Source organism: Embleya sp. NBC_00896 (genome assembly GCF_045207785.1).
Taxonomy (GTDB): domain Bacteria; phylum Actinomycetota; class Actinomycetes; order Streptomycetales; family Streptomycetaceae; genus Embleya.
Window position 1 is genome coordinate 4,807,893 of sequence record NZ_CP108776.1, and the last position, 19,097, is coordinate 4,826,989.

A 19,097-nucleotide genomic window follows, 5' to 3' on the forward strand; every position below is an offset into this window, starting at 1 on the left:
GTCCGTCCGCGGGCTCACTCGGCGATGAGGCCCCACGCCTTCGCTATCAGTTCGTACGACCGGATCCGCGCGTCGTGGCCGTACACGTTGCTGATCACCATCAACTCGTCCACCTGCGTCCGCTCGCGCAGCTCGCGCATCCCGGCGCGCACCGCGGGCAGGTCGCCGACGATGTGCTCGCGCTGGTAGGTCTGCGCGAAGTCGCGCTCGGCCGGCGTCCACGGATACGCCTCGGCCTCCTCCGGCGAGGGCATCCGCCCGGGGTTGCCGCTGCGCAGCCGGAGCATGGTCAGCGCCTGCGACAGCGCCAGGCGCCTGGCCTGCTCCTCGGTGTCGGCCGCGATCACGCCCGCGGCGATCATCGAGTACGGCTCCTTGAGCGACTCGGACGGCTGGAACGACTCGCGGTACAGCTCCAGGGCCGGCACCGTGTTGCGCCCGCTGAAGTGGTGCGCGAACGCGAACGGCAGACCGAGCATTCCGGCCAACTGCGCGCTGTACCCGCTCGATCCGAGCAGCCACACCGGCGCCTCGGCCGAGGCGAACTCGCCGCCCGCCTCGATTCCGGAGGCCGGACCGGGGACCGCGTGCATGCGCGCGTACGGGTGGTCCTCGGCGAACGAGCCGGTCACGAACCCGATCAGCTCGCCGAGTGCCTGCGGGAACTCCTCGACCGATTCGGCCCCGCCGCCGCGTCGCAACGCGCGCATCGTGACCTGGTCGGTTCCCGGCGCCCGGCCGATGCCGATGTCTATCCGCCCCGGGTGCAGCGCCTGGAGCGTGCCGAACTGCTCGGCGACCACGAGCGGAGCGTGGTTGGGCAGCATCACGCCGCCCGAACCGAGCCGCAGTGTGGAGGTGTGCGCGGCGAGGTGCGCGAGCAGCACCGGCGGCGACGAGCTCGCGATGCCCGGCATGTTGTGGTGCTCGGCCACCCAGAACCGATGGAAGCCCCACTGTTCGGCCAGCTTCGCGAGCTCGGTGCTCGTGCGCAGCGCCTCGGTCGCCGAGTACCCGGTCCCGACCGGTGCCACGTCCAGCACCGACAGCTTCACAGCATTCACTCCGCGTCCCTCTTCCTCGCCACCCGTGGCCCACTCGTGCTGGGTGGTGCAACCGCCGGACACCCCGCGCTGTTCCACGGGTCAGGCGTGGAGCGGATGAAGGTGGGCATAAAGGACCGTTGGAAAGATCATGAGTTGGATGAAGTACAGGTCTTGACCCATTCCAATTTTGACCTAGGTTGGAATCGGCGCCCCAAGACCCGGCACGTGAACCACACGAAGGGGAAATGGCGATGACCGAACGCCCTACGACCACGACCGACGCGGGCATTCCGGCCCCGAGCGACGAGTTCTCGCTCTCCGTCGGACCCAACGGCCCGCTGCTCATGCAGGACCACTACGTCATCCAGAAGATGGCGCAGTTCAACCGCGAGCGGGTGCCGGAGCGGGTGGTGCACGCCAAGGGCGGCGGCGCGCACGGAATCTTCCAGGTCACCCAGGACCTCAGCCAGTACACCAAGGCGGACCTGTTCCAGCCCGGTCGCGAGACGCCGATGTTCATCCGCTTCTCGACGGTCGCCGGTGAGCTCGGGTTCCCCGACACCGTGCGCGACCCGCGCGGGTTCGCGATCAAGTTCTACACGCGGCAGGGGAACTACGACCTGGTCGGCAACAACACGCCGATCTTCTTCATCCGTGACCCCAGCAAGTTCTCGGACTTCATCCACTCGCAGAAGCGGCGCTCCGACACCCACCTGCACGACCACAACATGCAGTGGGACTTCTGGACGCTCTCACCGGAGTCGGCCCACCAGGTCACCTTCCTGATGTCCGACCGCGGCACCCCGCGGACGTGGCGCAATATGAACGGCTTCGGCAGCCACACCTTCATGTGGGTGAACGCGGGCGGCGAGAAGTTCTGGATCAAGTACCACTTCCTGACCGACCAGGGCATCGAGAACTTCACCGACGCCGAGGCCGCCGCGCAGGCCGGCGCCGACCGCGACTTCCACATCCGTGACCTGCGCACCGCGATCAAGGGCGGCAACCACCCGTCCTGGACGCTGCACGTGCAGATCATGCCGTTCGAGGCCGCGGCCGACTACCGGTTCAACCCGTTCGACCTGACCAAGGTGTGGCCGCACGGCGACTACCCGCTGATCGAGGTCGGCCGGATGACCTTGAACCGCAACCCGTCGAACTACTTCGCCGAGGTCGAGCAGGCCTCGTTCGAGCCGGCCAACCTGGTCCCGGGGATCGGCGCCAGCCCGGACAAGATGCTCCAGGGCCGGCTGTTCAGCTACCCGGACACGCACCGGTACCGGATCGGCCCGAACTACCTCCAGTTGCCGATCAACCGGCCGATCGTGGACGTCCGCTCGTACAACAAGGACGGCCCGATGCGGTACGAGAACTACGGCGACCCGGTGTACGCGCCGAACAGCTGCGGCGGCCCGGTGGCCGACCCGGAGCTGTACACGGACGAGAACTACGCCGTCACCGGCGAGATCGTCCGCTCCGCCTACAAACTGCACGCCGAGGACGACGACTTCGGTCAGCCCGGCACGTTGTGGCGCAAGGTCATGTCCGAGACCGACCGGGAGCACCTGGTCACCAACATCGTCGGGCACATGAAGAGCGACGGGCCGGTCGGCGCCGAGGTGCTGCCGCGCGTGATCGAGTATTGGACGAACGTGGACCCCGACCTCGGGGCGCGGGTGTCCAAGGGCTTCAACGGCGGCTGACCCGTCGACAGGACGAAGGAGGGGCCGCCCGCGCTGTCGCGGGCGGCCCCTCTGTCCGTGCGTGCCGGGTGGTGAGCGCTTACGCGCCGCCGGCCTTCCAGACCGCGCCGGACCCGACCGGTACCAGGGCCAGGCTCTGCTGACCCTTGACCTGGTCGGCCAGACCCAACGCGGTCCCCTCGCGCGAGACCAGCACGACGCCGGCCCCGCTCGGCTGCGGCTTCCACAACTGGTTCTGGCCGCGACCGCAGTCGTCCTGCCGGGCGCGGGCACCGCGGCCGTCCGTCGCCTCCAGGCACTTGTGCGAATGCACCGCCTCCAGGCGGACGTAGCCGCCGCCCGCGTCCCGGACCACCCACTGCTGGTTCGCCTTGCCGGCGGTCATCGGGTACGCGATCACCGCCGCCCCGTCCCGGTCGCTCTCGCCCATGACGTCCATCGCCCGACCGTCCGCGAGCGTCAGGACGTAGGTGCGGCCCGCGGCCAGGCCCGGCTTGGGCGACGCGCTCTTGGAGGCCGACGGGGACGCCGAGGTCGGCGGGGGAGTCGTCGGCGGCGTGGTCGTGATCTCGGCGGCCACGCGCGAAGTCGGCCCGGGCGACCCGGTCGAAGCCGGGCCGGCCGCGGCCGGTGTACCGCCGCCGTCACCGCCGCCGAACACCCCGACGAGCCCGCCACCGATGAAGCCCAACAACGCGACCGCGCACAGCACCGCTATCCAGATCCGACGTCGCGGCATCTGTCCCTCTCCTCGTGGCCGGCTGTTCGTTCGGATCGGGACATCCTGGCAGAGAGTTCACCCGAACGGGCGAGTCCCTCAATGCGAGCCGGTGAGCTTGAGGCCGACGATCGCGATCACCATGAGGCAGAGGAAAAAGATCCGGCCGACCGTGACGGCCTCGCCCAGAAGCGCGATCCCCAGGATCGCCGACCCCACCGCGCCGATGCCCACCCACACGCCGTACGCGGTGCCGATCGGCAGCGTCCGGGCCGCCATCGAGAGCAGGAACATGCTTCCCGCGATGCCCAGGCCGGTCAGCACGCTGGGGACGAGGCGGGTGAATCCGTGGGTGTACTTGAGCCCGATCGACCAGCCGACCTCCAGGAGACCGGCGATTCCGAGCATGATCCAGGCCATGACGACACTCCTCGCTCCACCGCCGCGAACCCGAGGGTTCGAAAAGCGGTTCAGCGTCGTCCTTGCAGGCCCGGTACGGCGCACCTCGTCGGGGAGCGGGTCGATGCGACCGGCTCGGTTCAAGGCTCGCAAATCCGGCGCGGGAAACAAAGCCGCCGGGTGGTGAGACGGCTCACCACCCGGCGGTGCTGCGAACGATGGACGGCGTACGGCCCACGGATCGGGCCTACGGATCCGGACTGCGGATGCCTACAGCGGATGCCTACGGATACGGCGGATGCCTACAGATACAGACCGGTGACCTCGCCCGAGACCTCGATGCGCTCGGCGGCGACCGCGTGCAGGTCGCGCTCGCGCAGCAGGACGTACGGAACCCCGCGCACCTCGACCTCGGCACGCTCCTCGGGGTCGTACAGGACGCGATCGCCCGGCTCGACGGAGCGGACGTTCTGGCCGACCGCGACCACCTCGGCCCAGGCGAGTCGCTTGCCGACCTGAGCGGTCGCGGGAATCAGGATGCCGCCGCCGGAGCGGCGCTCACCCTCTGCCGCGTCCTGACGTACCAGGACGCGGTCGTGCAGCATGCGGATGGGCAGCTTCTCGCCGAGATCGTGGGCGGTGTTGCTCGAAGACTGGGACCTGTCGGAACTCACGCTTCGACAAGCTACCCGTCCGACGCCCGACGTGCGTCACCGGGAGGTGTGGTGTCCCGATCCGATTCGGGTTCGACGCGGCCTCGGTGCGGCCCCGACGCGGCTGGGACGCCGCTTCGGTTTCGCGGTCGTCAGCGCTTCTTCCTGCCCTTGACGTTCGTGACCTTCTTGGCGCTTTCGACGTTCTTGCCGCCCTTGCCGCGGCTCTTGACCAGCACGACGAGCAGGAGCAGTCCGGCGGCCCCGCCCGCCAGCGGCACGATGCGCTCCTTGCGCGGCGCGCCGGTGTCGCTGTCGATGAACTGCGCCCGTACCTTGTCCATCGCGCGGGCCGCGACGTTGGCCGGCTTGACGCGGTCGACGATCTCGTCGAGCGTCACCGCCAGGTTCGCGCGCGCCGCCTCGATGTCCCGCTCGATCTGCTGCGGCGAGCGTCGGTCCGGCAGGTCGCCGTCCGCGTTCCCATTCTTGTGCCCGGCGTTCGAAACGTCAGCCTTGTGCGCACCGTCCACCGAATCCACCCGACTCCGCTCAGCGTGTGCCGTCACGGGACGGCCCAACGCCGCCCGCCCCTGTCGCTCCAACTCCGCCGGAGACAGTTCCCGCCCGTGGTCGCTCACAACCCGTCCTCTCCGGCCTTGCGCTCGTGTGTTCCCCAAGTCTGTCAGGTACATCCCCACGCCTGTGGCAACCGGGTGGCGTGGCGGCCCCACCCGGGCGGGGCCCGGTCAGGCCGGGACCGACGACGGGTCGAATCCGTACGGCAGTTCCAGCCGGTGGGCGGCCATCAGGTCGCGATCCAGGAGCAGGTCGCGGGTGCCGCCGTCGGCGACCACGACGCCGTCCGCGAGCACGAGCGCGCGCGGACACAGTTCCAACGCGTAGGGCAGGTCGTGGGTCACCATCAGGACCGTGACATCGAGCGAACGGAGCACATCGGCCAGCTCGCGCCGGCTCGCGGGGTCCAGGTTCGAGGAGGGTTCGTCCAGGACCAGGATCTCCGGCTCCATCGCGAGCACGGTGGCGACCGCGACCCGGCGGCGCTGGCCGAAGCTCAGGTGGTGCGGCGGCCGATCGGCGAAACCGGCCATGCCCACCCGGGCCAGCGCCCGCTGTACCCGCTCCTCCAGCTCGGCCCCGCGCAGACCCAGGTTGGCCGGGCCGAACGCGACGTCCTCCCGGACGGTGGGCATGAACAGCTGGTCGTCCGGGTCCTGGAAGACGATGCCCACCCGGCGGCGGATCTCGCGCAGGGTGTCCTTGCCGACGGGGAGGCCGGCCACCTGTACCGACCCCGCGCCCGCGGTCAGGATGCCGTTGAGGTGCAGGACCAGGGTGGTCTTGCCGGCGCCGTTGGGGCCGAGCAGCGCGACGCGTTCGCCGCGCCCGATGGTGAGGTCGACGCCGTACAGGGCCTGGTGGCCGTCGGGGTAGGCGTAGGCCAGGCCGCGGACGGCAAGGGACGGGGCGTTCGGGTGCGGGCCGCTCGGGTTCGGCTGCGGCTTCGGGTTCGGCTTCGGGTTCGGCGGGGGCGTGCTCACGTGGGGAACTCCGTTCCTAGGGTCAGCGTGGCCGCCCACACCACGAGCGCCGCCGCCGGCAGCGTCGCGGCGGCGAGCCACTGGGTGCCGGTGGCGCGCGCGTCCAGGATCACCGGCATGGTCCCGGTGTAGCCGCGGCTGAGCATCGCGAGGTGCACCCGCTCGCCGCGCTCGTACGAGCGGATGAACAGGGCGCCCGCGGACTTCGCCACCGCGGGGGCCTGGCGCAGGTCGCGCGCGACGAAACCGCGCGATTCGCGGGCGATCCGCATCCGGGCCATCTCCGCCGTGATCACGCTTCCGTAGCGCAGCATGAACGACATGATCTGCACCAGCAGCGGTGGCATCCGCAGCTTCTGCAGGCCGATCAGCAGCGCGCGCATCTCGGTGGTGGCCGCGAGCAGGACGCCCGCGATCACCCCGAGCGTGCCCTTGGCCAGGATGTTCCAGGCACCGAGCAGGCCGTCGTGACTGACCGTCAGGCCCAGTACGTCGACGGTCGGCCCGTCGGCGACGAACGGCAGCAGCAGCGCGAAGCCCACGAACGGGGTCTCCACCAGCATGCGGCGCAGTACGAAGCCGGCCGGCACCCGGGCGATCGCCGCGACCACGCCGAGCAGCACCGTGTACGCGCCGAAGGCCCAGTAGGCCTCGCGCGGCGTCGACACGCCGGCCAGGACGAACCCGACCAGCGCGACGAGCTTGCAGTGCGGCGGCAGCCGATGGATCGGCGAGTCGCCCGGCCGGTAGAGCCGATGTCCGTGGCCCGCCGACACGTCAGGCGCCGGATCCGGCAGTGGACGGGGCGGCGGGGTCGGGGGTGTCGGCGGGCGAGCCGGTGGAGCGCTTGCGGACCAGCCAGAACACGCCGGTGCCGACGAGCAGGGTCGCACCCACGCCGATCACGCCGGCCAGGCCGCCGGAGAGCCGTTCGTTGTCGACGCCCTTGACGCCGTAGTCCGCGAGCGGCGCGTCCTTGAGCTGGTGGTCCTTTTCCTTGGCGTCGATGCCCTTGTCGGCGGACACCTTCTCCAGGCCGTCGGGGCTCTGGCTCGCGTAGAAGCTGACGAAGCCGGCCAGGACGAGGGCGAGCAGCGCCCCCGCGATCAGGAGGGTTCGGGTACGGACGCGGGTCATCGACGGTCACCTGCCGAGCGCAGTTCGAGGGGCCGCGCGAGGCCGCGCGCGCCGTGGACGAGGTCGGGCCGGACCGCGAGCACGCTGGAGATCGTGGCCGCGGTGATGATCGCCTCGCCGATGCCGATCAGCACGTGCACGCCGATCATCGCGCCGGCGACCTTGGAGATCGACACGTCGGTGGTGCCGCCGATCGCGTAGAGCGCGGTGAACGCGGTCGCGGCGGCCGGTACGGACACCAGCGCGCCGACGAACGCGGCGATCGGCACCGACGAGTACCGCGGCGGCAGCAGGCCGAGCACGAGCCGGAAGAGCCCGTAGCCGACCACGACCGTCACGACGCCCATGATCGTGACGTTCAGCCCGAGCGCGGTCAGCCCGCCGTCGGCGAAGAACAGGCCCTGCATCAGCAGCACCATCGCCACGCACAGGATCCCGGTGTACGGGCCGACCAGGATCGCCGCCAGCGTGCCGCCGAGGAGATGGCCGCTGGTGCCGCCGGCAACGGGGAAGTTGAGCATCTGGACGGCGAAGACGAACGCCGCGACCAGGCCGGCCAGCGGCGCGGTGCGCTCGTCGAGCTCGCGGCGGGCACCGCGCAGCCCGACGGCGATCCCGGCGACGGCGACGACGCCGGCTCCCGCGGACACGGGGCCGTCGATGAATCCGTTGGGTATATGCATGTGGCCCCTCCCGAAATGCCGGATTCGGCTGTCGGATTTTATGCCTTGGAGCCGCAACTGCAAAAGCCTCGCAACTGAGCCGAGCCGGATCGGGCCCGCCCGGCCTTCGCCGGCGGACCCGGCGGCCGGCGCTAGCGTGGTCGCATTCGTTGCCGTGCGATCCGAGGAGTCACTCCGTGAGCGACCGTCTCCAGGCGGGCGACACCGCCCCCGCCTTCACCCTGTCCGACGCCGACGGCAAGGCCGTCTCGCTGGCCGACTACGCCGGCCGCAAGGTCATCGTGTACTTCTACCCGGCCGCCCTCACCCCCGGCTGCACCAAGCAGGCGTGCGACTTCACCGACAACCTGGACCTGCTCGCGGGCGCCGGATACGACGTGGTCGGCGTCTCGCCGGACAAGCCGGAGAAGCTCGGCAAGTTCCGCGAGAAGGAGAGCCTGAAGGTCACCCTCGTCGCCGACCCCGACAAGAGCACGCTGGAGGCGTACGGCGCCTTCGGCGAGAAGACGATGTACGGCAAGACCGTCAAGGGCGTCATCCGCTCGACGTTCATCGTGGACGAGACGGGAAAGATCGAGCGCGCCCTGTACAACGTCCGCGCAACCGGCCACGTCGCCAAACTGATCAAGGACCTCAAACTCGACACGGCCTGACACCGGCCGGTCGCCCACGGGCCGAGCACGGGCCCGAGCAAATTCCATCGCGGCCTCAAGCGCCGGCCGAGCAAATCCCCAGCGCGACCTCCCACGGGGTCGAGCAATCCACCGGGGTCTTGCACGGGCCCGAGCAAAATCCATCGCGGCCTCAAGCGCCGGCCGGGCAAATTCCAGCCCGGCCGGCGTTTGAGGCCACCTCGGCCGAAGGCCGGGTACATCAAGCCCGGCCGGCGCTTGAGGCCAAGCGGGCCGCAGGCCGGCCCACCACCCCCCCGGCCAGCCGCTAGGCGCTATGCACGACTGAGCCCCCGACCGCCACGATCTCGCAGACCGTGCCCAAGATGTCGGCCGGGACCACGCTCAGGATGTCCCGCGACAGGACGACGAAGTCGGCCACCTTCCCGACCGTGAGCGACCCACGCTCGGCCTCCAGGAAGTTCGCGTACGCCGAGCCCATCGTGTAGCCGTGGATCGCCGTCTCGACGTCCACCGTCTCGCTGGGAATCCAGGACGGGCCGCCGGCCAGAGACGCACGTGTGAGTGCCGTGTACAGGCCGACCATCGGGTCCATCTCGGCCACGTTCCAGTCGCTGGAGAAGGCCAGCACGGCGCCCGCCTCGAAGAGGCTCCGCATCGGCCACGCCTTGTGCCACCGCTCCTCGCCGACGTTCTCGGCCCAGTCCTGGCCCGGTCCGGCGATCTCGGGCGCGCAGTGCCGCGGCTGCATGCAGGCCACCACGCCCAGCTCGGCGAAGCGCGACACGTCCGCCGGGTCGAGGCACTCCACGTGCACGACCTGGTGCCGCGCGTCGCGCTCGCCGTTGGTGGCGCGGGCGTGCTGTACGGCGTCGAGCACGGTCCGGATGCCGCGGTCGCCGGTCGCGTGCACGAAGCACTGGAAGCCGCGACCGTCCAGCTCGGCGAGCAGGTCGGCGAACTCCTCCGCCGGGTAGAACGTCTCGCCGCGGTGGTGTCGGCAGCCGCTGTAGGGCTCCAGGAGCGCGGCCGTGCGCGGCTCGACGACGTCGTCGATGTACAGCTTGAGCGGGCCGACCCGCAGCCGGTCGTCGGCGTACGCGCGCGCCGCCTCGGCGAACTCGTCCAGCTCCGCGGCGGTGGTGCCGCGCGGGTGGAACAGCGCCGCGACGATCCGCGAACGCAGCCGGCCCTCGTGCCGGGCCCGGGTGTAGAGGGCCAGGTCGTCGAGCGAGTTCTGCGGCTCGACCACGGTCGTGATGCCGAAGCGGATCGCGTCGTCGAGGCTCTTGACCAGCCGGCCGTACTGCCGGTCCGCCGACGCCCACGGCAGGCCCAGCTCCCGGAGCGCGCGGTGACCGTCCCGGGAGAGCCCGCGGACGGCGAAGTCCTTGATGAAGCCGGTCGGTTCGCCGGTGTGCTCGTCCTTGTCGACCCGGCCGAACGGCAGGATGTCGCTGTCCCGGGTGATCTCGAAGCGCTTCAGCGCCGCGCTGTTGAGCCACGCGGTGTGCACGTCGTAGCTGAGCACGAACGCCGGCACGTCGCCGGTGACCGGGTCGAGGTCGCTCGCACGCGGCATCCGGCCGTCGGGGATCGCCGAGTAGTCGAACGCCTCGGCCTCGATCCACTCGGCGTCCGGGTTGGCCGCCAGCCAGGAGCCGATCCGCTCGTGGATCCCGGCCAGGGTGCGCACGCCGGCGAGCTGTACGCACGCGTCGTCGGAGCCGAGCCGCACGTGGTTGTGCGCGTCGATGAAGCCGGGCAGCACGCGCCGCCCGGCGCCGTCGAGCACGGTCGTGTCCGGGCCGACCCAGGCCGCCGCGTCGGAGTCCGCTCCCAGCCACGCGATCCGCCCGTCGAGGACGGCGAGCGCCTCGGCCTCGGGCAGATCGGGGTCGACGGTGTGGATGCGGGCGTTGCGCAGGACCAGGTCGGCGGTGCGGGACACGGTGACAACTCCAGGGGGTGGTGCGAGTGCGAGTGGGGGTGGGGGTAGGGGACGCGGTCGGGTGGGGTCAGTGCCTGGCGAACTGCGGCTCGCGGCGGGCCAGGGCCCAGTACAGGAGGCCCGACACGACGGCGCCCAGCAGGGTGAGGTCGCCGTCGAAGGTCTCCACCAGGGCTCCGGTCCACAAGGCGGACTCGGCGGTCAGCGACGCGAAGACGATGCCTGCGGCGAGCGCGATCATCCCGGCGGGATGGAAGCCGCGGGTGTACCAATAGGCGCCGCCGTGCATGTCGTGCAGCGCGTCCGCGTCGTAGCGGCAGCGGCGCATCAGGGTGTCCGCGATGAACACACCGCCCCACGGCGCGAACACGACCACGAGCACGGACAGGAAGCTCGTGAGGTTGTCGTTGAAGTTGCCGTTGAACAGCGCCCACAGGGAGCCGAGCAGGATGCACGCGGTGCTGACCAGGATGCCCCGGGAGCGGGACCACGGGATGCCGAGCACCTGGAGGTTCAGGCTGGAGGAGTAGAGCGTCAGGATCGAGTTGGTGATCGAGCCGCCGACCACGAGCAGCAGGAACAACGCCTCGAACCACCCGGGCACCAGGTCGGCCATGCCCGCGACGGGGTCGGTCATGTCGGCCTGGGTGGCCGCGGCCACGCCCACGACGCCGAGCAGGACCGAGGACAGCATGCCGCCGGCCGCGCCCCACAGCGTGATCGACTTGAGCGTGGTGTCCCTGGGCAGGTAGCGGGTGTAGTCCGAGGGCATCGGCAGGTAGGAGATCGGCCCGGCGACCATGACCAGCACCGCGAGCGAGATCGCGTGGAAGGTGTTCGAGGTCTCGGCCGTGCCGCCGGTCTCCAGACCGGGCACCACCAGCAGGATCAGCAGGCCGAAGCCGATGCCCAGGACGTACGCCATCCAGCGCTCTGCGGCCTGCACGGTCGCGTGGCCCCACATGGCGACCGCGAAGGTCAGCGAGAGGGTGACCGCGAGCGCGACGATCCGGGCGACGTCGCCGCCGGCCCAGCCGAGCTTGCCGAAGAGCCCTTCGAGGGCCATCGTGCCGACGACGGTGTTCAGGATCGTGTAGCCGATCCCCACGATCCAGTTGAGCAGGCCGGCCGGGAAGTTGCCGTGCACGCCGAACGCGGCCCGCGAGACGACGAGCGTCGCGGTGCCGGTGCGGACGCCGGCGAAGCCGAGCGCGCCGACCGCGAAGAAGGACAGGCCGGTGAGCACGACCACGGCGGTCGCGGCCCAGAAGGACAGCCCGAACAGCACGGCCAGGGTGCCGTTGATGACGAACGTGAACGACAGGTTCGAGCCGAACCACAGCCAGAAGACGTCCTTGGCGCTGCCGTGGCGCTCGTCGTCGGGGATCGGGTCGATACCGCGGGTCTCCACCTGGAAGAGCTCGTCGGAGGCGACCCCCGTACCGATGCCGGATGGGGTGGCGCTCACGGAGTCCGTGCGGGGCAGGGTCACCGGACCTCCTCTTCGGGGTGTGCAGCCCGGCGGGAAGCCGGACTGGAAATCTGACTGGAACTTCGAACTGGGACTTCGACTGGGACTTCGACCGGGGGTTCGACTGCACCCCCGGCTGCAACCCCGGCCGGACTTCGACCAAGACTTTGAATGACGTTCAAGACAAAGCTTGAATGTCGTTCAAGGAGTTTGAACGTCACTCAAGGTGCGCCGAGAGAGGCGGAGGTGTCAAGACTTCGTGTGGAACCCGACTGGAATTTTGACCGTCGTTCAAGTTCCCGGGCCGCGAGGGAGTAGGGTCGAGCCCTTGCGCGAGCGGGTCGTCCGCGCGGTCGAAAGGCGGGGTACGGGTGGTGGCCACGAGGCGTAGCGACGGTCGGGTAGCCCAGGACCGGATGCTCGAAGAGGCCATAGCGGCGATCGCCGAGGACGGCCTGGAGGCGCTGACGATGTCCGGGCTCGCCAAGCGCCTGGGCACCAGCGGCGGGCACATCCTGTACTACTTCGGCAGCAAGGATCAGCTGCTGCTCGCCGCGCTGCGCTGGAGCGAGGACCGGCTGACCGGCGAGCGCGCCGCGCTGCTCGCCCGGCGGGTCGGCCCGCGGCGCAGACTCGACCTCTTCCTGGCTCTCTACCTGCCGGTCGGTCCGCGCGATCCGCGCTGGATGTTGTGGCTGGAGCTGTGGGCCAGGACGGCGGGCAACGCCGAACTGCGGGTCGCGCAGGACGAGATCGACCGCGGCTGGCAGGACGACCTGACGGCGATCCTGGTGAAAGGCGCGGCCAAGGGCATCTTCACCGTCGAGGATCCGGCGGCCGACGCGTCCGAGTTGCTGGCGCTGTTGGAGGGGCTGAGCACGCGTACGGTGCTGGGCCTCGGCGGCACCACCCGCGAGGTCGCGTTGGCGATGGCCCGGCGGGCGACCGAACGTCTGATCCGCTGATCGGTTGGTTGTGGGCCGGTGGGTGCCGGCTGCCCCGGGCGGCGAGGACTAGCATGAGCCGTGGTCGGTCTCGGGCGTTGACTCACGGGGCCGGCGTGCGCGCGGCCGTGGCGCAATTGGTTGACGCAGCAGGTTTAGGTCCTGCCGTCCGCAAGGACATGAGGGTTCGAGTCCCTTCGGCCGCACCATCGTGGTGTCCGTGGTGTCCGTGATGCCGTGGGTTTCGCGTCTCGGTGGTGTTCGTGGTGCTCCCGTTCGTGATGCTCGCGTTCGTGCCGCTCCCGTTTGTGGTGCTCCCGGCCTTTTTCGGCCGGTCTTGTGCTGGTGGCCCGGTACGGTTCCGCGCTAGCTTGCGGCTGTCGTCCAGGGAGGCGCCATGCACTGCGAGTACTGTCCGAAGGTTTCCGGCGGCCGAGTGCAGACGCCGCCCGCGGAGATGGTCGTACCCAAGGTCGCCGGGGAGTGGGTCGCGTGGGCGCGGGGGGCCGCCGGGCGCGTGCGGACCACCGGGCGGGCCGCGGTCGCGGCGCCCGAGGCGGAGTGTGTGATGAGTTTCGGCCGCCGCGTGTTCGAGGGCTCGCCCAAGAGTGGGCTGCACGCCGAGATGGACTGTCTGCAACAGGCCCGGACGCTCGGACTGCGCCTGGAGAGCGGCGAGTTCACCGATGTCCACGGCGCGTGTTGCCTGATGTGCGCGAGCGCGTTGGCGGCGGTGGGCATCCGGGTGCTGCCGGCGGTGGATCCCGCCCCGAGCGCGTGCGGGCAGTGGCACGCCCCCGGCTTCCTCTTCGAGGACCCGCTCCTGTGCGTGGGCCTGATGGGCGACCGCGGGGCGCACCTGTGGCTGCGGCATGTGCCGTCGGCGGTGCGGCGACAGCTCCGGGGCACGCTGACGGGGGCGACGACACGGATGCTGGCGGGGCGCTGGGAGTGAGCGGCGCCTTCTCCCGGCCCACCCGGGCGAAGGTGCCGCCCGGGTGGGCCCGACATCGGTCGTGCGCCGACGTCGGGCCACCGGGACCTCTTGGTCAGACCGCGCGCTCGTCGCGATCGCCGGACCACTCGGTGTGGAACGAGCCCCCGCGGTCCACGCGCCGGTAGGTGTGCGCGCCGAAGTAGTCGCGCTGGGCCTGGATGAGCGCGGCCGGCAGCCGCGGCGAGCGCAGGCCGTCGTAGTAGGACAGCGCGGCGGCGAAGCCCGGAGTGGGGATGCCGAGTTCGGCGGCGCCGGCCACCACCCGGCGCCACGCGTCCTGGGCGCCGGCGATCGCGTCGCGGAAGTAGTCGGCGGTCAGGAGCGAGTCCGGCGTGTGCTCGGAGCCGTACGCCTCCCGGATCCGGTTCAGGAACCGGGCCCGGATGATGCAGCCGCCGCGCCAGATCTCGGCGACCTTTCCGGGGTCGATCGCCCAGTCGTACTCCGCGCTGCCGGCCTGGATCTGGTGGATGCCCTGCGCGTACGCCACGATCTTCGACGCGTACAGCGCCTGCTCCACGTCGTCGGCGAAGCGGTCGGCGGCGGCGCCGTCCAGGGTGGCGCCGGCCGGTCCCGGCAGGCCCTGGGCCGCCGTACGCAGGTCGGCGTGGCCGGACAGCGAGCGGGCGAAGACCGCCTCGGCGATGCCGCTGACCGGAACTCCCAGGTCCAGGGCGGTCTGTACGGTCCAGCGGCCGGTGCCCTTCTGCTCGGCCCGGTCCTGGATGACGTCGACGAAGGGCTTGCCGGTGGCCGCGTCGGTGTGCGCGAGGACCTCGGCGGTGATCTCGATCAGGTAGGACTCCAGGCGCCCGGCGTTCCAGGTCTTGAAGACCTCGGCGATCTCGGCGGGCTTGAGGCCGAGCGCGCGGTTCAGCAGGTCGTACGCCTCGGCGATCAGCTGCATGTCGGCGTACTCGATGCCGTTGTGCACCATCTTGACGAAGTGCCCGGCGCCGTCGGGGCCGATGTGCGCACAACACGGCACGCCGTCGACCTTCGCGGAGATGTCCTCCAGGAGCGGGCCGAGGGCCTCGTACGCCTCGCGGGATCCGCCCGGCATGATGCTCGGGCCGAGCAGCGCGCCCTCCTCGCCGCCGGAGATGCCGGTGCCGACGAAGTGGATGCCGCGTTCGCGCAGTGCGGCCTCGCGGCGGCGGGTGTCCGCGAAGTGCGCGTTGCCGCCGTCGACGATCATGTCGCCGGGTTCGAGCAGCGCGGCGAACTCGTCGATGACCGCGTCGGTGGGCGCGCCCGCCTTGACCATGATCACGAGCCGGCGCGGGGGTTCGAGCAGGGCCACGAACTCCTCGGCGCTCTCGGCCGGCAGGAACGTGCCCTCGTCGCCGAACTCGTCGACCAACGCTCGCGTCTTGGCCGCGGTCCGGTTGTGCACGGCGACGGTGTGGCCGTGCCGCGCGAAGTTGCGGGCCAGGTTGCGCCCCATCACGGCCAATCCGGTCACACCGATGCGAGCTCGTTCCGCCATGTTGCGTCAACTCCTGGTCTCCGCACGCCCGGGTCCGGACGCACGCCGGCGAACCCGGTCGGGACCACGCGTCGTTCGCCGCCCCGCGACAGCCACACCGACATCGATCAATGGATGCGATCACCCGGACAACATCGTGCGCACGCCTGGTTAATCCCACAGACCGACGCGCCGCCACCGAGATCGGCGAGAGCCGGTCGGGTCAACGGATGGGAGGACGACGGGTAGCATCCGGGGGCATGGGTATCGGACTGCGGACGTTTGAGGCGAAGGCCGGTTGGTCGGGTCTGCGTGAGCGCTTGACGGGCCGGCTGCCGGAACACGACCTGGTGTTGTTGGACGAGGCGGTCGAGTTCGCGGTTGTTTGGCACGCGGACCAGGTGCGGCCGGCGGGTGAGCCGTACGTGGAGCACCTGTTGGAAGTCGTGTGCGTGTTGGTCGACGCGCTGGAGACGACCGACGTCGACGTGCTGCGGGCTGCGGTTCTGCATGACGTGGTCGAGGACACCGACTGCGCGCCGGCGGATGTGCGGCGGCAATTCGGGCAGCGGGTGGCGGACCTGGTCGAGTGGGTGACGAAGCCCGAGCCGACAGAGGGTCAACTCCCGGCGGAGGCACGGGCGGCGTACCTTGCTCGATTGCGGGCCGCCCCGACGGACGCGATCGTGGTCAAGCTGGCCGACCGGCTGAGCAACGTGCAGCGCTTGGATTCGCACCCCCGCCCGGAGAAACGCCGCTCGTACTACCAAGAGACCGTGCGCTCCATCGTCCCCCTCGCCCAGACCCACCCATGGTTCCGCGAGTGGTATGCGACCTGGGACCGCACGTTCGGGCACTTGGGCGCCGATAGCTCGGATGCCGTCGGTTAGTCCAGGAGCGGCCTCATCCGGTGAGCATGAGGCCGCTTGCGGTCGATGTCAGCGCTGGAGTTCCGTGGTCGGCGCGGACCATGCATCGCGGCCGGCCCGTATGGCGCCCGCCGTAAGCTCCTTGCTGTCGCGGACGGCTGCCCCGGCGTTCGCGACCGGCGCCACCTCGACGCACTCGCCGTTGCCTTGACTGTGGCTGGAGGTCCGCCACGCTTCCCGAGCGACATCGTTTGTCGTGCAGTCCCCCACTTCGTGCTCATAGGTGTCCCTCCCTGGGGTGCTGACGTCGGCTTCCGGCGCAGTTGCTAGTCGAGTTCGTATTCGGCGGCCAGCTCGCGGCCCGTGCCGAGGATGTCCATCGCGTACTCGGTCGCGGCGCCATGTTGGTCCCAGTACAGGTTGGTCATGGTCAGCGCGGGTGTCCCGGGATCGACGCCCATGACGGACGCTGCGTCGTCCGGCACCGGGCGCACCGCCACCACGTCACGACGCCGGACGGCCCGGCGGCCGGAGCGCTCCTCGACGAGACCGAAGGTCATCTTCGGCAGCGCCTCCGCGACCAGCAACTCGGGTGCGACATCGGCGAGTTGTCCGGGCAGCCACGAGGTCGAGAGCGTCACCACGCCATCGTCGTCGCGGTACAGGCGCCGCCTTCTGACGACCTCGGCGCCGTCCGCCAGACCCAGGGCATCGGTCACGTGTTCGGGCCCGGTGATCAGTTCGGCGCCCAGGATCTCGACGTCCTCCCCGGAGCGGAACCCGGTACCGGTGGCGCGGAGGAGCGCGAGGCGATCCGGACCCGTGGTCAGGCGTCGGGGTGTCGCCACGATCGTGCCGACACCCGGAATCGACTCGGCGTAGCCATCCGCCCGAAGCACCGCGGCGACTCGGGTGGCGGTGCCGATCGAGACGCCTTCGAGCTCGACGATCTCGCGCACGGAAGGCACGCGATCCCCGGGCCGCAACTCGCCTCGATCGATGCGAGCACGAATCTCGGCCGCGATACGCCGATACGGCGGCAGTGCCTGTGAACCGGCCACGATCACCTCTCTGTTCTAGAGCGCTCTAGAGCACATGTTGACTTACGTGAGTGTTCTAGAACACTATAAATCGAGGCGCTTCCCAAGCAACAGGGGACGGCTGTGTGGCGATCGGCCATGCCCAGTCGATGCCGCCGGATCGGTGGATTCCACCCCCCTCCTTGGGAGAACACGTGATCGATCGAGAACCCGAGGCGATCCGCGTCCGATCGTCCGGCGACCGGGCGCGTCCCATCGAACTCGCGGTGGGCGATGGGCGGGGGTTCGACCACGAGTGGTCGTGCCTCCGCCTCACTCGACAACAGGGGCGGCACGTGATGCTCGCCTTCCAAGCGGTGCTCGCCCGGCCCGGGCCGGACTCCGCATTCCTACGACCGTCGAAACGGTGCTGATAGTCATGTCCGAGATCCGCTTCACCACCCTCAAGCCCGACTGCCACCCCGTGCGCGACAAGCGGACGGGTGTGATCACGATGCCCCTGGTGCTCCACGACGCACACGGAAAGCCCAGCGGCGAAACCGAGTTGCTCCTCGACGGTGTCGGCGCCGAGCTGATGCACGCCTACCTGAACTGGACCCTCAATGGGATCGACGTACCCCGGAGCGTGCGATGACCGAGATCTCCATCCTCAAGCCGCTGCCCGTGGCGCCGGAATCCGCCGCCGACGCTCGGACGACCATGCGTCGGGTGAGCGACGAGCTCGGTCTCGTCGCGGACGCCCGCGACAGCCTGGTCTTGATGGTTTCCGAGTTGGTCGCGGACGCGGCGCTTCGCTCCGAGGTGCAGTGGCTGATCGTGGGGATCAAGACCCAGCTGGTCCAACTCGACGGTGCGGAATGGGAGTTCGCTCCCGTCGTCTACGTCGGCGTGCGGGAGGTTGTGCCTCGACCGACCTGGACGCCGTACGGCTATGGGCCTCAGCTCGTGCCCGGTCGGCGGTTTGATCGGGGGAGGGGGCTTGGGCTTGTTGCCGAGCTCGTGCATCACGACTGGGTCGGCGGTCGATGTGGGTGGTCTCCGGGGGCCGCTGGGCCTACGTCCTGGTTTCTTGCGACCGACCTCGAACCTCATCTCGTCGACGGGGCGATCGGCAGTGTTCTCATGGTCGCGCGCGGGATTCGTGATGAGTGTCTGCTGACGCCGGGGATGCTTCCCGAGCCCGAGCCCGAACCCGGAGGGGAATCCGCGACCGTGTTCGCGTTGTCGGCCGGATCGGCGCTCGGGTAGGGCGCCGCCGGTTCCGGTGCCGCGCCCGTCGGCCGCGAGGGCGCCCCCGCTCGGGCGGGGACGCCCTCTTGATGACCCGTCAGGTCACCGTCACTGCGGTGGGTCGGTGAGGTCGGAGATCCGGCCGCCGTCCAGCGGGACCTGGTACCAGACCTCGGTGGGGCTGCCGCTGCCCCAGTACTCGGTCACGATCACCGTCGCGTGGCTCGCGCCGCTGCCCTCGTAGCGCACCGAACGGTCCTGCGGGACGTTCTGCGCGCGGAAGACCGGGTCGGCCTGGTTCTCGTTCGCCCACTCGGTGAGGCGCGCGTCGAGCTCCGGGGTGAGGAACTCCGCGCGTACCTCTTCCGGGTTCATGTACGGGTTCGTTCCCTCGACGGCGGACTTGTACTGGTCGTAGAACGCGGTCACCCGCTGTACGACGTCCACCCGCCGGGTCTGCTCGACGCCCGGTGGTGCACTCGCGGCGGCGAGCACCGGGGCGGCCGCGCCTGCGGCGAGGAGGAGTCCGGTGGTCACCGCGATGGCGGCTGTCCGGCGAATCTTGGCGGTCATGACGACCTCCGCTTTTTTGCT

At 70.3% G+C, this 19,097-nt stretch carries 20 protein-coding genes, 1 tRNA gene, 1 pseudogene and 1 riboswitch; of the genes and pseudogenes, 8 read left to right on the forward strand and 14 right to left on the reverse strand.

The window, feature by feature from the left end; genetic code table 11:
* Positions 1–14: 14 nt before the first annotated feature.
* On the reverse strand, positions 15–1,055 hold the full coding sequence (locus OG928_RS21870; RefSeq protein WP_406291120.1) for an LLM class flavin-dependent oxidoreductase: 1,041 nt from the start codon (positions 1,053–1,055) through the stop codon (positions 15–17).
* Between the two features lie 242 nt (positions 1,056–1,297).
* Between OG928_RS21870 and OG928_RS21875 the strand changes: the two genes are divergently transcribed.
* Positions 1,298–2,749 carry a catalase gene (locus tag OG928_RS21875; RefSeq protein ID WP_406286358.1) on the forward strand — a complete coding sequence of 484 codons (1,452 nt, stop codon included), beginning with the start codon at positions 1,298–1,300 and terminating at the stop codon, positions 2,747–2,749.
* Between the two features lie 79 nt (positions 2,750–2,828).
* Here OG928_RS21875 and OG928_RS21880 read toward each other — a convergent pair whose 3' ends face one another.
* The 7 genes and pseudogenes from OG928_RS21880 to OG928_RS21910 form a co-directional block, all read right to left on the reverse strand.
* The gene (locus OG928_RS21880; RefSeq protein WP_406286360.1) at positions 2,829–3,488 is read right to left on the reverse strand and encodes an RICIN domain-containing protein; all 660 of its coding nucleotides are present in this window, start codon (positions 3,486–3,488) and stop codon (positions 2,829–2,831) included.
* A gap of 78 nt (positions 3,489–3,566) precedes the next feature.
* Positions 3,567–3,887 carry a quaternary ammonium compound efflux SMR transporter SugE gene (sugE, locus tag OG928_RS21885; protein ID WP_406286363.1) on the reverse strand — a complete coding sequence of 107 codons (321 nt, stop codon included), beginning with the start codon at positions 3,885–3,887 and terminating at the stop codon, positions 3,567–3,569.
* A gap of 50 nt (positions 3,888–3,937) precedes the next feature.
* A riboswitch (guanidine-III (ykkC-III) riboswitch) is annotated at positions 3,938–4,003 on the reverse strand.
* Positions 4,004–4,168: 165 nt separating this feature from the next.
* Positions 4,169–4,471 (reverse strand): GroES family chaperonin, encoded by a 303-nt coding sequence (locus tag OG928_RS21890; RefSeq protein ID WP_406291122.1) that lies wholly within the window; start codon positions 4,469–4,471, stop codon positions 4,169–4,171.
* A 200-nt stretch (positions 4,472–4,671) separates the two neighbouring features.
* Positions 4,672–5,052 carry a DUF3618 domain-containing protein gene (locus OG928_RS21895; RefSeq protein ID WP_406286365.1) on the reverse strand — a complete coding sequence of 127 codons (381 nt, stop codon included), beginning with the start codon at positions 5,050–5,052 and terminating at the stop codon, positions 4,672–4,674.
* A 216-nt stretch (positions 5,053–5,268) separates the two neighbouring features.
* Positions 5,269–6,081 carry an energy-coupling factor ABC transporter ATP-binding protein gene (locus OG928_RS21900; RefSeq protein ID WP_406286368.1) on the reverse strand — a complete coding sequence of 271 codons (813 nt, stop codon included), beginning with the start codon at positions 6,079–6,081 and terminating at the stop codon, positions 5,269–5,271.
* Entirely contained in the window at positions 6,078–6,857 is a 780-nt protein-coding gene (gene cbiQ, locus OG928_RS21905) for a cobalt ECF transporter T component CbiQ (protein ID WP_406286370.1), read from the reverse strand. The genes OG928_RS21900 and cbiQ overlap by 4 nt, the downstream gene beginning before the upstream one ends.
* Before the next feature lies 1 nt (position 6,858).
* Positions 6,859–7,901, reverse strand: a pseudogene (locus tag OG928_RS21910) (energy-coupling factor ABC transporter permease).
* A gap of 176 nt (positions 7,902–8,077) precedes the next feature.
* On the opposite strand from OG928_RS21910, the gene bcp reads away from it, so the two are divergent.
* The gene (bcp, locus tag OG928_RS21915) at positions 8,078–8,554 is read left to right on the forward strand and encodes a thioredoxin-dependent thiol peroxidase (protein ID WP_406286372.1); all 477 of its coding nucleotides are present in this window, start codon (positions 8,078–8,080) and stop codon (positions 8,552–8,554) included.
* 286 nt (positions 8,555–8,840) lie between these two features.
* On the opposite strand, the gene OG928_RS21920 is transcribed toward bcp, so the two are convergent.
* Both OG928_RS21920 and OG928_RS21925 read right to left on the reverse strand, forming a co-directional pair.
* The gene (locus tag OG928_RS21920; protein WP_406286374.1) at positions 8,841–10,484 is read right to left on the reverse strand and encodes an amidohydrolase; all 1,644 of its coding nucleotides are present in this window, start codon (positions 10,482–10,484) and stop codon (positions 8,841–8,843) included.
* A 67-nt stretch (positions 10,485–10,551) separates the two neighbouring features.
* Positions 10,552–11,976: a purine-cytosine permease family protein gene (locus OG928_RS21925; RefSeq protein WP_406286377.1), complete on the reverse strand. Its 1,425-nt coding sequence runs from the start codon at positions 11,974–11,976 to the stop codon at positions 10,552–10,554.
* 353 nt (positions 11,977–12,329) lie between these two features.
* On the opposite strand from OG928_RS21925, the gene OG928_RS21930 reads away from it, so the two are divergent.
* From OG928_RS21930 to OG928_RS21940, 3 genes are all read left to right on the forward strand, one after another.
* Positions 12,330–12,920, forward strand: a complete 591-nt coding sequence (locus tag OG928_RS21930) for a TetR/AcrR family transcriptional regulator (protein ID WP_406286379.1) — start codon at positions 12,330–12,332, stop codon at positions 12,918–12,920.
* Positions 12,921–13,021: 101 nt separating this feature from the next.
* A tRNA-Leu gene (locus OG928_RS21935) sits at positions 13,022–13,108 on the forward strand.
* A 188-nt stretch (positions 13,109–13,296) separates the two neighbouring features.
* Positions 13,297–13,854: a hypothetical protein gene (locus tag OG928_RS21940; RefSeq protein ID WP_406286381.1), complete on the forward strand. Its 558-nt coding sequence runs from the start codon at positions 13,297–13,299 to the stop codon at positions 13,852–13,854.
* Positions 13,855–13,948: 94 nt separating this feature from the next.
* Here the strand turns inward: OG928_RS21940 and gndA are convergent, their stop codons facing one another.
* Positions 13,949–15,385 (reverse strand): NADP-dependent phosphogluconate dehydrogenase, encoded by a 1,437-nt coding sequence (gndA, locus tag OG928_RS21945; protein ID WP_406286383.1) that lies wholly within the window; start codon positions 15,383–15,385, stop codon positions 13,949–13,951.
* A 239-nt stretch (positions 15,386–15,624) separates the two neighbouring features.
* Here gndA and OG928_RS21950 point away from each other — a divergent pair, with 239 nt between their 5' ends.
* Positions 15,625–16,254 (forward strand): HD domain-containing protein, encoded by a 630-nt coding sequence (locus OG928_RS21950; RefSeq protein WP_406286385.1) that lies wholly within the window; start codon positions 15,625–15,627, stop codon positions 16,252–16,254.
* 48 nt (positions 16,255–16,302) lie between these two features.
* Here OG928_RS21950 and OG928_RS21955 read toward each other — a convergent pair whose 3' ends face one another.
* Positions 16,303–16,503, reverse strand: coding sequence for a DUF397 domain-containing protein (locus OG928_RS21955; protein WP_406286387.1), 201 nt, complete (start codon positions 16,501–16,503; stop codon positions 16,303–16,305).
* A gap of 56 nt (positions 16,504–16,559) precedes the next feature.
* Positions 16,560–17,300, reverse strand: a complete 741-nt coding sequence (locus OG928_RS21960; protein ID WP_406286389.1) for a GntR family transcriptional regulator — start codon at positions 17,298–17,300, stop codon at positions 16,560–16,562.
* A 379-nt stretch (positions 17,301–17,679) separates the two neighbouring features.
* On the opposite strand from OG928_RS21960, the gene OG928_RS21965 reads away from it, so the two are divergent.
* Complete coding sequence (locus tag OG928_RS21965; protein ID WP_406286391.1) at positions 17,680–17,907, forward strand: hypothetical protein; 228 nt, start codon at positions 17,680–17,682, stop codon at positions 17,905–17,907.
* Between the two features lie 74 nt (positions 17,908–17,981).
* Positions 17,982–18,521 carry a hypothetical protein gene (locus OG928_RS21970; RefSeq protein ID WP_406286393.1) on the forward strand — a complete coding sequence of 180 codons (540 nt, stop codon included), beginning with the start codon at positions 17,982–17,984 and terminating at the stop codon, positions 18,519–18,521.
* A gap of 90 nt (positions 18,522–18,611) precedes the next feature.
* Here OG928_RS21970 and OG928_RS21975 read toward each other — a convergent pair whose 3' ends face one another.
* Positions 18,612–19,076, reverse strand: a complete 465-nt coding sequence (locus OG928_RS21975; RefSeq protein ID WP_406286396.1) for a hypothetical protein — start codon at positions 19,074–19,076, stop codon at positions 18,612–18,614.
* Positions 19,077–19,097 lie beyond the last annotated feature (21 nt).